The sequence below is a fragment of the Delftia sp. HK171 genome, assembly GCF_001886655.1.
GTDB classification, from domain to species: domain Bacteria; phylum Pseudomonadota; class Gammaproteobacteria; order Burkholderiales; family Burkholderiaceae_C; genus Comamonas; species Comamonas acidovorans.
Genome location: NZ_CP018101.1, coordinates 1,823,723 through 1,835,846, shown reverse-complemented (window position 1 = coordinate 1,835,846; position 12,124 = coordinate 1,823,723). Strand labels below are relative to the sequence as shown.

Genomic DNA, 12,124 nt, shown 5'->3' with positions numbered 1-12,124 from the left:
TGCCCTCAATGGAGCACGGTGATCTTGATCACGAAGCCGGCCAGAAAGACCAGCGCCACCGATACCAGGATCAGCGCCAGCCGCAGGTTGGCTTTTCGTTGCTGTGCGTCCATGTGCATCTCCCTTGGGGCTTGCATCAACCGATGATGCGGGTGGCGGTGGCATCGAGCTTGGGCGGCGTCTCGAAGGTATGGAACGGCGCCGGCGAGGGCACTTCCCACTCCAGGCCCTCGGCGGCCTCCCAGGGCTTTTGCGGCGCCTTCTCGCCCTTGCCGCGCATGGCGGGCACGACGACGAAGAGGAAGAAATACACCTGCATCAGGCCAAAGCCCAGCGCGCCCAGCGAGGCCACCATGTTGAAGTCGGCGAACTGCATGGGATAGTCGGCATAGCGGCGCGGCATGCCGGCCAGGCCCAGGAAGTGCATGGGGAAGAAGGTGACGTTGAAGAAGATCAGCGAGCCCCAGAAGTGGATCTGGCCGCGCGTCTCCGAATACATCACGCCGGTCCACTTGGGTGCCCAGTAGTAGTAGGCCGCGAACATGGAGAACAGCGATCCGGCCACCAGCACGTAGTGGAAGTGGGCCACCACGTAGTAGGTGTCCTGCAGCTGGATGTCGATGGGCGCCATCGACAGGATCAGGCCCGTGAAGCCGCCCATGGTGAACACGAAGATGAAGCCCACCGAGAACAGCATGGGCGTCTCGAAGGTCATGGAGCCGCGCCACATGGTGGCCACCCAGTTGAAGATCTTCACGGCCGTAGGCACCGAGATCAGCATGGTGGCGTACATGAAGAACAGCTGGCCCGTGACGGGCATGCCGGTCGTGAACATGTGGTGCGCCCACACGATGAAGGACAGGATGGCGATGGACGAGGTCGCATACACCATGGAGGCATAGCCGAACAGCTTCTTGCGGCTGAAGGCCGGCACGATCTGGCTGATGATGCCGAAGGCCGGCAAGATCATGATGTAGACCTCGGGGTGGCCGAAGAACCAGAAGATGTGCTGGTACATCACCGGGTCGCCGCCGCCTGCGGGGTTGAAGAAGCTGGTGCCGAAATGGCGGTCCGTCAGCGTCATGGTGATCGCGCCGGCCAGCACGGGCATGACGGCGATCAGCAGGTAGGCCGTGATCAGCCAGGTCCAGGCGAACATGGGCATCTTCATCAGCGTCATGCCGGGCGCGCGCATGTTCAGCACGGTGACGATGATGTTGATGGCGCCCATGATGGAGCTGGCGCCCATGATGTGCATGGCCAGGATGGAGGTGTCCATGGACGGGCCCATCTGCAGCGTCAGCGGCGCATACAGCGTCCAGCCTGCGGCGGGGGCGCCGCCGGGCATGAAGAACGAGCCCACCAGCATCAGGCCGGCCGGGATCAGCAGCCAGAAGCTGAAGTTGTTCATGCGCGCGAAGGCCATGTCGGAGGCGCCGATCTGCAGCGGCAGCATCCAGTTCGCAAAGCCCACGAAGGCCGGCATGATGGCGCCGAACACCATGATCAGGCCGTGCATGGTGGTCAGCTGGTTGAACAGCTCGGGGTTGACGATCTGCAGCCCGGGCTGGAACAGCTCGGCGCGGATCAGCAGAGCCAGCACCCCGCCCACCATCAGCATGGTGAACGAGAACAGCAGGTACAGCGTGCCGATGTCCTTGTGGTTGGTGGCGAACATCCAGCGCCGCCAGCCCGTGGGCGTGGCGTGGTGGTGATGGTCGTCATGCCCGTGTCCATGCTCGTGCTCATGCGCATGTTCGTGGCCCTCGCCCGCAGGGCTGTGGATGGGGGGAAGTACGGCGCTCATGCTGTTATCTCCAATCGCTCATCTGTCTTGCGGGCTCACTGGCCGGGGAACTTGCCGGTGCGGGCGGCCACGAACTCGGCCGGCTGCACCAGCTGGCCGGTCTTGTTGGACCAGTGGTTCTTGGCAAAGGTGACCACGGCGGCCAGCTCGGTATCGCTCAGCTGTTTCCAGGCGGGCATGGCGCCGTTGGCACGGCCTTCCAGCACCACATGCATCATCTCGGCCGTGGGGCCCAGGACGATGGGACTGCCGTCCAGCGGCTTGATGGGACCGGCGCCCTTGCCGTTGGCCTGGTGGCAGGCCGCGCAGTTGGCCGCATAGACCTTCTCGCCACGTGCCATCAGGTCGGGCAGGCTCCAGACCTTGCTGGGGTCGTCCTTCTTGGCGGCGGCGATCTTCTTTTGCTCGTCCACCCAGGCCTTGTAGCCGTCGCTCGACAGCACCTTCACGTGGATGGGCATGTAGGCATGCTCCTTGCCGCACAGCTCGGCGCACTGGCCGTAGTAGTCGCCGGTCTTTTCGGCACGGAACCAGGTGTCGCGCACAAAGCCCGGGATCGCGTCCTGCTTGATGCCGAAGGACGGCACCATGAAGGAGTGGATCACGTCATTGGCCGTGGTGATGATGCGCACCTTGCGGTCCACGGGCACGACCAGCGGGTTGTCCACCTTGAGCAGGTAGTCGTTGGGTGCCTTGGAGACATCGCCGCTGTCGGACAGCGCGCGGTGGCTGCTGTCCAGCGTGGAGATGAAGCTCAGGCCCTCGCCTTCGCCGTTGATGTAGTCGTAGCCCCATTTCCACTGGTAGCCCGTGGCCTTGATGGTGACATCGGCGTTGGTGGTGTCCTTCTGCGCCACCAGCACCTTGGTGGCCGGCAGCGCCATGAGCACGACGATGATGAACGGCACGATGGTCCAGACCACCTCGACCGTGGCCGATTCGTGGAAGTTCGCGGCCTTGGCACCGCGCGATTTGCGGTGCTTCCAGATCGAATAGAACATCACGGCGAACACGCCGATGAAGATCACCGTGCAGATGATCAGCATCATCCAGTGCAGGTAATGCTGCTCATGCGCGATGCGCGTGACCGCCGGATGAAGGTTGAGCTGATTGACGGCCGGGCCGCCTGGCAGATCTGTCGTCGCATGCGCAAGGGAGCCTCCCCCTGCCACACTCATCAAGCCCCAGAGAACCAGCTTGGTGGAAATGCTTTTCATAGTTTTCACTTACATCTAAGCCTCGGGTTATCCACTCGCTCCGCTGCGCCGGCGTGGGGGCCCGCGCAGCCAGACCGTTCAACGCCTGCCCAAAGGGCAACTCCCGGCCTCAACTGTCCGAGCATGCATGAAAGCGCCGCAGATGTGCCTGCGCGCAATCACCAATAGCGTGCCAGCCGGCATCAACGGCAGCTCGGACGTGGGACCAGGATTCGGGCGTACAGCCATCCCCGCCTGCGCCTGCAGGCGCATGAATTCGGAGGACAGCAGCAAGGTGGACGGAAGAATGCGCGCACGCCGGCCATTCAGGGCATGTGTGCCATGGGGGCCGGGAGCGGATTGGAAAAGGGGGCGCATGCGGCCCGGCATGCGACGCAGAAGAGGGGACAGCAGGGACAGAAAGACCAGTGCCCGCTCCCAGAGGAACAGGCACTGCTGCAGCCGGTGATGATCAAACTCGTGGGCGGGCCGCTCCTGGATGGGTCGGCCCGTTCTCGTTCCCGTGGCAAAACGAAACACCAAATCGTCTCCCCTTTCGGCCTGCGGACCGCTGGTCTTTTCCCGGCCCGGGAAAGCGAGCCCAGGGAAAAGCTGTTGTCTCTGTCAGCTCGGGAAAAGTGTAGACGTTTTTGTTTTCGATCAATGACCGGAAAGCGACATTGGGGCTATCGCAAACCCGTGTTGCGCGGCTGGCGCAGCATGCTGCGCATGTCCTCCAGCGATACGGCGCTGCTGGACTCCAGGCGCACGCGCGGCTGCGGCTTGTAGGCGTGGCCGTAGACGATCTCGAAGGTCAGCGCCAGTTGCCCGTCGGGGCCGGCCAGGCGCTCGCGCAGGGCATCGTGCAGGCGCTGCTGCCAGCGGCGGCCGCGCAGCGCGGAAAAGCGCTGCGGATGGAAGTTGCGGCCCAGTTCGCGCAGCTCCTGCAGCAGCCGCTCGGGCGTGGCAAAGGTCAGCGTGATGTGCTCCATGTCCATCACCGGCTCGCTGAAGCCTGCGTGCACCAGCATGTCGCCCCAGTCATGCATGTCGGTGAAGGCCTGGCCGGCGGGCGGCCAGCCCAGCTGGGCGTAGATGGCGTGCAGCTCGCGCAGCGTATCGGGCCCCAGGCAGGAGAACATCACATAGCCGTCCACGGACAGCGCCTGGTGCCAGCGCGTGATCAGCGCCTGCGGGTCGGCCTGCTGGTGCAGGGCCATGTTGGCCCACAGCATGTCCACGCCGGCAGGCTCGGGCTCGCCGAAGCGCGTGGCGCCCCCGGTCCAGCGCGCGGGCTGCCACCAGCGCGCGCCCAGCTGCTCGCGGGCTGCGGCCTCGTGCAGCGGCGAGGCTTCATAGACCAGGCATTCGGACTGCGCATAGCGCTGGCGCAGCAGCGCATGGGCCTGAAGGCCGCCGCGCACGGGCTGCCAGTGGCACCAGCGCTGGGGCGGCTTGACGATCCAGTCCAGCCGCTCCTGCATGCGGCGCGCCACCTCCTCATGCAGCCACGGCGAGGCCGCAGGCGCGGCCTGCTGCCAGCGCAATGCGGCGGCCGGATCGATGGTGGGGGGCAATTCGTGGGACATGGCTGGGCGGGGAATCCGGGCTCCTCGAAAGACAGGCGCCCGGCCCCGGAGCAAAGGGGTGGCGGACGCGGCGCGAGTATATTGACTCCATGCCCAACCTGCCTGCGTCATGGCTTTCGCACTGGCATGCCGGCCTGCCCAGCCAGTGCGCCGTCTGCCGCCGCTGGCCGGCGCAGCGCCTGTGCCAGGACTGCCGCTTGCGCTGGGCCAGGCCGCTGCCGCGCTGCGGGCTTTGTGCCATGCCGCTGCCAGCGGGGCACGGCGCCAGCGGCGGCCAGCAGGTCTGCGGTGCCTGCCTGGTCAAGCCTCCGCCACTGACGCACTGCCTTGCCGCGCTGGACTACGCCTATCCCTGGCACACGGTGATCGGCGACTTCAAATTCCGGGGAGACACCGGCCTGGCACGCAGCCTGGCCGCCCTGCTGCTGGAGCAGCACGGTGCCCGCGAGCAGCTGGAGCAATGCGATCTGCTGCTGCCCATGCCCCTGTCTGCCCAGCGCCTGCGCGAACGCGGCTTTCACCAGGCCCTGGTGCTGGCCCGTGCGCTGTCCGGCCCATCCACCCGCGGCAAGCTGCGGCACCAGGCCGTGCAGCGCGCCCACACGGCACAGGCCCAGCATGACCTGCCGCGCGCCCTGCGCCTGCGCCAGCTGCGCGGGGTCTTCGCGGTGCCGCCGGCGCAACTGCCCCATGTGCGCGGCCGCAAGGTCCTGCTGATCGACGATGTGATGACCACGGGCGCCAGCCTGCATGCGCTGGCCACCTGCCTGCGCCGCGCAGGCGCGGCCGAGGTCAGCGCCCTGGTGCTGGCGCGCACGCCCTGATCGTGGGGTTCGGGGCCCGGGGGCATAGGCCGCCGCGAGACAATACGGGCCATGTTCCATATCGTTCTCGTCGCGCCGGAGATCCCCCCCAATACCGGCAATGTGATCCGTCTGGCCGCCAACACCGGCTGCAGCCTGCACCTGATCGAGCCGCTGGGCTTTTCCATGGAAGACCGCCTGATGCGCCGTGCCGGCCTCGACTACCACGAGTACGCGCCCGTGCGCCGCCATGCCGACTGGCAGACCTTCCTCCAGGACTGCCAGCCAGACCGCCAGCGCATGTTCGCCATGACCACGCACAGCAGCAGCCCCGCCCACGCCATCGGCTTTCAGCCTGGCGACTGGCTGGTGTTCGGCTCCGAAAGCAAGGGTCTGCCCGCCGAGGTGCGCGAGCAGTTCCCGCCGCAGCAGCGCCTGCGCCTGCCCATGCTGCCGCAGCAGCGCAGCCTGAACCTGTCCAATGCCGTGGCCGTGACCGTGTTCGAAGCCTGGCGCCAGCAGCAATTCGTGGGCGCTGCCCTGGCCGAGGGAGCAGCCGGCGCGGCCTGAGCGATCGGCCGGACCGGGCGGAAAGTTCCCGGCCGATTGTTTCAACAGCTGAAAAAGCGCATTGCCAATCCAAGGGTTTTTCCCGATTCCAAGCCGTCCTACATTTGAGTCATGGGCTCTACGTTACCAAGCGATTTCCGCAAAGAACGCCCTGTCCCAGAAACAAAACAAAGGACTTGAATCATGAAGAACACCCGCCGTTTTGCCGTCCTGGCCGCCCTCTCCATCTCCGCCATCGCCGCCCAGGCTGCCGGCTTCGACTACGCCGACAACAGCAGCTACCCGCCCGAAGTGAAGACCCAAAGCACGCTGACACGTGCCCAGGTCATGGCCGACCTCAAGGCCGCCCAGGCCAATGGCACCATGCCCTCCGTCGCAGAAGGCTACCTGCCCATCCAGAACACTGCCACCGCCACCGTGAGCCGCGATGAAGTGCGCCGCGAAGCCGCCGCCGCCGAGCGTTCGGGCCAGCTGAACTTCGGCGCCTGAGCCTCAGCCCCCCGCAACCGCTGCCACCACGCAGCCAGCCCGCAGGTGCCCCCTGCGGGCTTTTTTCATCGCCGGGCCGCCCCAAGATGAAAAGCGCCCCCTTCGGGGGCAGCGGACCTTGCGTAGCAAGGGCAGCGTGGAGGTCAGTTTTGATTCAGGCCTTGGCGCCGTAGTTGCGGGCCACGGACTCGGCCACGCAGGCGGGCTTGTCGGCGCCTTCGCGCTCCACGGTCACCAGCCAGGTCATCTGCAGGCCACCGGGCTCGATGGGCTCGGCGGCCTGCAGCGTCAGGCGCGCACGCAGGCGGCTACCCACGGGCACGGGAGAGGTGAAGCGCACGCGGTTGAGGCCGTAGTTCACGCCCATTTGCGCGCCTTCGATGTGAAAGCAGTTCTGGAAAAACTGGGGGATCAGCGACAGCGTCAGAAAGCCGTGCGCAATCGGCGTGCCGAAGGGGCCCTTGGACGCGCGCTCGGGGTCCACATGGATCCATTGCTGGTCGCCCGTGGCATCGGCGAACAGCTGCACCTGCTGCTGGGTGATGGTGATCCAGTCGCTGACGGCGACTTCCTGCCCCACGCAGGCACGCACTTCGGAATAGGAATGGAAGGTTTTCATGCCCCAAATGGTAGGGGCCGGTGCCGCGCGCTCCATGTCGGGCGCGCGACAGGCTAGGGTTAGTCCAGGGTGGATGTCACCTGGACGCGCGCTGAACAAAGAACAGGCCTGTGCCCACGGCCATCAGCAGTGCGCCGAAGACCCGGTTCTGGCTGCGCACCGCACGCGCGCTGCGCATGAAGCCGCGCAGGGCGCTGGCGCTGGCCGCATAGCCGTGCATGACCATGGTGTCCACGGCCAGCATGGTGGCGGCCAGGATCAGCAACTGCAGCCACAGCGGGCGGCTGGTGGTCATGAACTGGGGCAGCACGGCCACCATGAAGATGATGCCCTTGGGATTGGTGGCATTGGTCAGGAAGCCCGTGAGCACGCGGCGGCGCACGCTGAGCTCGGGCATGGATTCCTGGGTGGCCAGGGGTGCGGCACCCGAGCGCCATTGGCTGATGCCCAGGTAGATCAGATAGCAGGCGCCGACGATCTTGACGGCGTTGAACGCCCATTCGGAGGCCAGCAGCAGCGAGCCCACGCCCGCACCGGCGATCAGCAAGATGGTCAGCAGCCCCAGCTGCAGCCCGAAGATGGTGGCGCTGCTCTTGCGCACGCCATACGACAGGCCATGGCTCATGGACAGCACGGCGCCCGAGCCCGGGGAGACCGCAATGATCCAGCAGGCCACAAAGTAGGCGATCCAAGTATGCCAATCCATGCCAAACACCTTAAAAATACGGAGCAGGCCGGCATCTTAAAACTGTGCAGCCGATGTGGCGCACTGCCGCAGCAAAGCCGGATGGGGCGGTGAAGCATTCGATGGCATTTTTCATCGCCGGGCCGCCCCAAGATGAAAACGGCCCCCTCGGGGGCGCCCGGCCAGGGGCAGCGGACCTTGCGCAGCAAGGGGAGCCTGGGGGCATTTTCAACCCTGTCAGGAAGCTGACCCGGCTGTGAGAGTGACACAATCAATTGCCCCAGGGTAAACACCAACTCCAAGATCCCAAGCTCCCATGGAACACAGCGCCCCCATCTGGCTGACCTACGGCTTTCTCTATCTCACCGCCGCCGTGCTGGCCGTGCCCATTGCGCGTGCCCTGGGCCTGGGCGCCATCATTGGCTACCTGGGTGCCGGGATTGCCATGGGCCCCTGGGGACTGTCGCTTGTCAGCAATGTGGATGACATTCTTCACTTTGCCGAGTTCGGCGTGGTGCTGATGCTCTTCGTGATCGGGCTGGAGCTGCAGCCCAGCCGCCTGTGGGAGCTGCGCCGGCCCATCCTGGGATGGGGGCTGGCGCAGATGCTGGCCTGCACGGGCGTGCTGTTCCTGGCGGCCTGGGCCTTCGGCTTTTCCTGGCGCGTGAGCCTGATCGCGGGCATGGGCCTGGCCCTGTCGTCCACGGCCATCTGCCTGCAGGTCATGGCCGAGCGCAACCTCATGCGCACGCCCAGCGGCCAGGCCGGCTTTTCCATCCTGCTGTTCCAGGACGTGGCCGCCATTCCCATCCTGGCGCTGATCCCCATCCTGGGCGCGGTCAAGGCCGCCAATGCCACGCACACCGACAGCCACCTGTGGCTGCAGGTGCTCAAGACCGTGGGCACCATCGCTGCCGTGGTGGTGGGCGGCCGCCTGCTGCTGCGCCCCCTGCTGCGCTGGATCGCGCGCAGCCGCACGCCCGAGATCTTCACGGCCACCTCGCTGCTGCTGGTGGTGGGCATTGCCATGCTGATGGTGCAGGTGGGCCTGTCCATGGCGCTGGGCGCCTTCCTGGCCGGCGTGCTGCTGGCCGACAGCGAGTACCGCAGCGAGCTGGAGACCAACATCGAGCCCTTCAAGGGCCTGCTGCTGGGCCTGTTCTTCATGGCCGTGGGCATGAGCATCGACTTCGGCGTGCTGCTGCGCGCGCCCTGGGCCATGGCGGCCATGGTGCTGGGCTTTCTGGCGCTCAAGGGCGCCGTGCTCTACACCCTGGCCCGCGTGCTGAAGCTGCCCTGGCGCGAGCGCCCGGTGTTCGCCCTGCTGCTGGCCCAGGGCGGGGAGTTCGCCTTCGTGGTGTTCCAGACGGCGGCGCAGTACAAGGTGTTCCACCACAGCATCTCGTCCATGCTGGTGGCCGCCGTGGCCCTGTCCATGCTGATCGGCCCGCTGGTGCTGGTGCTGATGGACAAGCTGCTGCTCAAGCGCTTTGCCGACATGAAGGATTGCCAGGTCGACGGCGCGGGCCAGCCTGCCAGACCCCATGAAATATCGGAGCCGCAGGACGCGCAAATCATCATTGCGGGCTTTGGCCGCTACGGCCAGATCGTGGCACGCGTGTTGCTGACCCAGGGCGTGCCGGCCACCATCCTCGACCACAGCGTGGAGATGCTGGAAGTGGCCCACACCTTCGGCTACCGCGTGTTCTTCGGCGATGCCACGCGCATGGACCTGCTGCGCATTGCCGGCGCGGACAAGGCGCGGGTGCTGGTCATTGCCGTGGACTCTTCCGAGCAATCACTGAAGATCGCTGCCCGCGTGCGCAAGCGCTTTCCGCACCTGGAGATCGTGGCCCGCGCGCGCGACATGGCCCACTGGTACCAGTTGCGCGACCTGGGCGTGCACCATGTCGAGCGCGAAGTCTTCGAGTCCAGCCTGGTCTCGGCGCGCACCGTGCTGGAACTCGCCGGCCACAGCCCTGCCGAGGCCCAGCGCACCACCACGCGCTTTCGGGAGCACAACCTGGAGCTGATCGAGCGCATGTACCCCCACCACAAAGACCAGGCCCAGCTCATTGCCGTGGCCAAGCAGGGCCGCCAGCAGCTGGTCGAGCAGATGGCCAAGGAGCGGCAGGAGGCCCAGGCGCAGCAGGAGAAGGACCAGGCGCCGCAGGAAGCCCCGCCGCCGCCCGGCCCCTGAAAACCGGGCCTCAGGCCGCGCCCAGCGCCCGCACCATGTGGTCCACGAACTGCGCCAGCTTGGGCAGCTGGCGGCGGTCCGGCAGATAGACCAGGTGCACCGGGCGCGGCAGTGGCACGCAGTCCTGCAGCAAGGGCACCAGCCGGCCCGCGGCCATGTCGGCGGCCAGCAGCACCTCGGGCTGCAGGATCAGGCCCAGGCCGCGCAGCGCCGCATGGCGCAGCCCGTCGCCGCTGTTGCAGCGCAGGCGGGCGTCTTCGGGCCACTGCACCGAACCCGAGCCGTCGCCGCGCAGAATCCATTCCGAGCGGCGCTGCCAGACCGCGTAGCTCAGGCAGTCATGGCGCGCCAGATCGTCCACGCCACGCGGATGCCCGCGCCGCCGCAGGTACGAGGGCGCCGCCGCGATCACCATGCGATAGGGCTGCAGCGGCCGCGCCACCAAGCCTTCGCCGCCCACGGGGCCGATGCGCACGGCCACGTCGATGTTCTCGCCCACCAGGTCGGCCATGCTGTCGCTCAGTTGCAGGTCCACGCGCACCAGCGGATTGGCCAGCTGGTAGTCGGCCACCAGCGGCGCGATCACATGGTTGCCCAGCGTGGTCGGCGCGCTGATGCGCAGCAGGCCCTGGGGTGCGCTGCGGCTGCGCTCCACGGCAGACTCGGCCCAGCGCAACTGCTCGAAGACCTGGCGGCTGTCCTCGTAGAAGCTGCGCCCTACCTCGGTCAGGCTGTGGCGCCGCGTGGTGCGCTGCAGCAGGCGCGCGCCCAGGTGGGCTTCCAGTTGCTGCACATGCTTGCCCACCATCACGGCCGAGATATCCAGGCGCCGCGCGGCCTGGGCAAAGCTGCCGTCCTCGACCACGGCCATGAAGACCTCCATATTGCGCAGCTTGTCCATGGATTACTAACCAATGCTTAGTAGTACAAAAAGATTTCGCTACTTTATGGCATGAGCGATTTGCAAAACACTGGAGGCCTGTTCACTCCTTCCGAAAGAAAACCGCATGAAGATCCTGCTCATCGGTGCCACCGGCACCATCGGCCGCGCTGTCCACGCCCTGCTGGCCCCGCGCCATGAGATCGTCACCGTGGGCCGCAACAGCGGCGACCTGCGCGCCGACTTCACGCAGCCCGAGACGCTGCAGAAAATGTTCGAAGCCGCCGGCCAGGTGGACGCCATCGTCAGCACGGCCGGCAAGCTGCACTTCGGCCCGCTGTCCGAGATGACGGCCGAGCAGTTCAACTCCGGCCTGCAGGACAAGCTGCTGGGCCAGGTGCGGCTCGCCCTGCTGGGCCAGCGCTGGCTGCGCGACGGCGGCTCCATCACGCTGACCAGCGGCGTCGCCGCCACCGAGCCCATCCGCCACGGCGCCAATGCATCGACGGTGAATGCCGCCCTCCACGGCTTCGTCACCGGCGCTGCGGTCGAACTGCAGCGCGGCCTGCGCATCAATGCCGTGAGCCCCACCCTGCTGACCGAATCGGCCCAGGCCTATGGCTCGGTCTTCCCCGGCTTCGAGACCGTGCCCGCCGCCCGCGTGGCCCTGGCCTACCAGCGCAGCGTGGAAGGCGCCCAGACCGGCAGGGTCTTCGAGGTGCTCTGATCCCTGTCTTGCGGCGGGCCCTCGGCAAAGTCCTTGCGTGCCCGCCCAAAAGGGCTGCGTGCTACGCTGCGCGCCACCATGTTCAACCCCACCCAAGCCGATGTGCGGCGCTTTTTCTGCGGCGTGCGCACCAAGATGCTGAACGGCGCGCCGATGGAGGCCATAGAGACGCTGGCCAGCCTCTGGATTGCCGAGCATCCCGAGTATTTCGATGACCTCGCCGACGTGGACGCCGCCCTGCTGCGCGACTACGACGCCACGCCCGGCGTGACCAATCCGTTTTTGCACCTGTCCATGCACCTGTCCATCAGCGAGCAGTGCAGCATCGACCAGCCGCGCGGCATACGCCAGGCCGTGGAGCTGCTCAGCCGCCGCCTGGACTCGCTGCACGACGCCCACCACGCCACCATGGAATGCCTGGGGCAGATGCTCTGGGAAAGCCAGCGCTCGGGCCGCCCCCCGGATGGCGAGGCCTACATTGCCGCCGTGCAGCGCCGCGCCACCAGCGACGGCGCCAAGGCCACGGGCGGCGCATAGTCCGGGCCGTTCAGCGCCTCAA

General features: G+C 66.7%; 13 protein-coding genes. 6 read left to right on the top strand and 7 right to left on the bottom strand.

What is annotated here, in order from left to right; genetic code table 11:
- Window positions 1-5: 5 nt before the first annotated feature.
- The 4 genes from BO996_RS29615 to BO996_RS08250 all read right to left on the bottom strand — a co-directional run bounded on the left by BO996_RS29615 (window position 6) and on the right by BO996_RS08250 (window position 4,592).
- Window positions 6-113 (bottom strand): cytochrome oxidase small assembly protein, encoded by a 108-nt coding sequence (locus BO996_RS29615; protein WP_012203604.1) that lies wholly within the window; start codon window positions 111-113, stop codon window positions 6-8.
- Between the two features lie 23 nt (window positions 114-136).
- Window positions 137-1,807, bottom strand: a complete 1,671-nt coding sequence (gene ctaD / locus BO996_RS08260; protein WP_012203603.1) for a cytochrome c oxidase subunit I — start codon at window positions 1,805-1,807, stop codon at window positions 137-139.
- A 35-nt stretch (window positions 1,808-1,842) separates the two neighbouring features.
- Entirely contained in the window at window positions 1,843-3,024 is a 1,182-nt protein-coding gene (gene coxB / locus BO996_RS08255) for a cytochrome c oxidase subunit II (protein WP_013803986.1), read from the bottom strand.
- A gap of 665 nt (window positions 3,025-3,689) precedes the next feature.
- Window positions 3,690-4,592, bottom strand: a complete 903-nt coding sequence (locus tag BO996_RS08250; RefSeq protein ID WP_071954473.1) for a class I SAM-dependent methyltransferase — start codon at window positions 4,590-4,592, stop codon at window positions 3,690-3,692.
- A gap of 89 nt (window positions 4,593-4,681) precedes the next feature.
- On the opposite strand from BO996_RS08250, the gene BO996_RS08245 reads away from it, so the two are divergent.
- The 3 genes from BO996_RS08245 to BO996_RS08235 all read left to right on the top strand — a co-directional run bounded on the left by BO996_RS08245 (window position 4,682) and on the right by BO996_RS08235 (window position 6,454).
- Window positions 4,682-5,416 (top strand): ComF family protein, encoded by a 735-nt coding sequence (locus tag BO996_RS08245; protein WP_013803988.1) that lies wholly within the window; start codon window positions 4,682-4,684, stop codon window positions 5,414-5,416.
- 51 nt (window positions 5,417-5,467) lie between these two features.
- Window positions 5,468-5,965, top strand: coding sequence for a tRNA (uridine(34)/cytosine(34)/5-carboxymethylaminomethyluridine(34)-2'-O)-methyltransferase TrmL (trmL, locus tag BO996_RS08240; RefSeq protein WP_071954472.1), 498 nt, complete (start codon window positions 5,468-5,470; stop codon window positions 5,963-5,965).
- A gap of 183 nt (window positions 5,966-6,148) precedes the next feature.
- Window positions 6,149-6,454 carry a DUF4148 domain-containing protein gene (locus tag BO996_RS08235; RefSeq protein ID WP_013803990.1) on the top strand — a complete coding sequence of 102 codons (306 nt, stop codon included), beginning with the start codon at window positions 6,149-6,151 and terminating at the stop codon, window positions 6,452-6,454.
- A 154-nt stretch (window positions 6,455-6,608) separates the two neighbouring features.
- Here the strand turns inward: BO996_RS08235 and BO996_RS08230 are convergent, their stop codons facing one another.
- Window positions 6,609-7,073 carry a MaoC family dehydratase gene (locus tag BO996_RS08230; RefSeq protein ID WP_071954471.1) on the bottom strand — a complete coding sequence of 155 codons (465 nt, stop codon included), beginning with the start codon at window positions 7,071-7,073 and terminating at the stop codon, window positions 6,609-6,611.
- Window positions 7,074-7,149: 76 nt separating this feature from the next.
- Window positions 7,150-7,779, bottom strand: a complete 630-nt coding sequence (locus BO996_RS08225; RefSeq protein ID WP_012203595.1) for a LysE family transporter — start codon at window positions 7,777-7,779, stop codon at window positions 7,150-7,152.
- 295 nt (window positions 7,780-8,074) lie between these two features.
- On the opposite strand from BO996_RS08225, the gene kefC reads away from it, so the two are divergent.
- Window positions 8,075-9,958, top strand: coding sequence for a glutathione-regulated potassium-efflux system protein KefC (gene kefC / locus BO996_RS08220; RefSeq protein ID WP_071954470.1), 1,884 nt, complete (start codon window positions 8,075-8,077; stop codon window positions 9,956-9,958).
- A 10-nt stretch (window positions 9,959-9,968) separates the two neighbouring features.
- Here the strand turns inward: kefC and BO996_RS08215 are convergent, their stop codons facing one another.
- Window positions 9,969-10,859 (bottom strand): LysR family transcriptional regulator, encoded by an 891-nt coding sequence (locus BO996_RS08215; RefSeq protein WP_071954469.1) that lies wholly within the window; start codon window positions 10,857-10,859, stop codon window positions 9,969-9,971.
- 106 nt (window positions 10,860-10,965) lie between these two features.
- Between BO996_RS08215 and BO996_RS08210 the strand changes: the two genes are divergently transcribed.
- On the top strand, window positions 10,966-11,565 hold the full coding sequence (locus tag BO996_RS08210; protein WP_012203592.1) for a short chain dehydrogenase: 600 nt from the start codon (window positions 10,966-10,968) through the stop codon (window positions 11,563-11,565).
- Window positions 11,566-11,643: 78 nt separating this feature from the next.
- Window positions 11,644-12,102 (top strand): DUF1841 family protein, encoded by a 459-nt coding sequence (locus tag BO996_RS08205; protein ID WP_012203591.1) that lies wholly within the window; start codon window positions 11,644-11,646, stop codon window positions 12,100-12,102.
- Window positions 12,103-12,124: the final 22 nt, after the last annotated feature.

Excerpts from the sequence above, each read along its gene's own strand:
- BO996_RS08235 (WP_013803990.1), top strand. The coding sequence starts at position 6,149 with ATGAAGAACACCCGCCGTTTTGCCGTCCTGGCCGCCCTCTCCATCTCC.
- ctaD (WP_012203603.1), bottom strand. The coding sequence starts at position 1,807 with ATGAGCGCCGTACTTCCCCCCATCCACAGCCCTGCGGGCGAGGGCCAC.
- BO996_RS08210 (WP_012203592.1), top strand. The coding sequence starts at position 10,966 with ATGAAGATCCTGCTCATCGGTGCCACCGGCACCATCGGCCGCGCTGTC.
- trmL (WP_071954472.1), top strand. The coding sequence starts at position 5,468 with ATGTTCCATATCGTTCTCGTCGCGCCGGAGATCCCCCCCAATACCGGC.
- coxB (WP_013803986.1), bottom strand. The coding sequence starts at position 3,024 with ATGAAAAGCATTTCCACCAAGCTGGTTCTCTGGGGCTTGATGAGTGTG.
- BO996_RS08205 (WP_012203591.1), top strand. The coding sequence starts at position 11,644 with ATGTTCAACCCCACCCAAGCCGATGTGCGGCGCTTTTTCTGCGGCGTG.
- BO996_RS08225 (WP_012203595.1), bottom strand. The coding sequence starts at position 7,779 with ATGGATTGGCATACTTGGATCGCCTACTTTGTGGCCTGCTGGATCATT.
- BO996_RS08215 (WP_071954469.1), bottom strand. The coding sequence starts at position 10,859 with ATGGACAAGCTGCGCAATATGGAGGTCTTCATGGCCGTGGTCGAGGAC.
- kefC (WP_071954470.1), top strand. The coding sequence starts at position 8,075 with ATGGAACACAGCGCCCCCATCTGGCTGACCTACGGCTTTCTCTATCTC.
- BO996_RS08245 (WP_013803988.1), top strand. The coding sequence starts at position 4,682 with ATGCCCAACCTGCCTGCGTCATGGCTTTCGCACTGGCATGCCGGCCTG.
- BO996_RS08230 (WP_071954471.1), bottom strand. The coding sequence starts at position 7,073 with ATGAAAACCTTCCATTCCTATTCCGAAGTGCGTGCCTGCGTGGGGCAG.
- BO996_RS29615 (WP_012203604.1), bottom strand. The coding sequence starts at position 113 with ATGGACGCACAGCAACGAAAAGCCAACCTGCGGCTGGCGCTGATCCTG.
- BO996_RS08250 (WP_071954473.1), bottom strand. The coding sequence starts at position 4,592 with ATGTCCCACGAATTGCCCCCCACCATCGATCCGGCCGCCGCATTGCGC.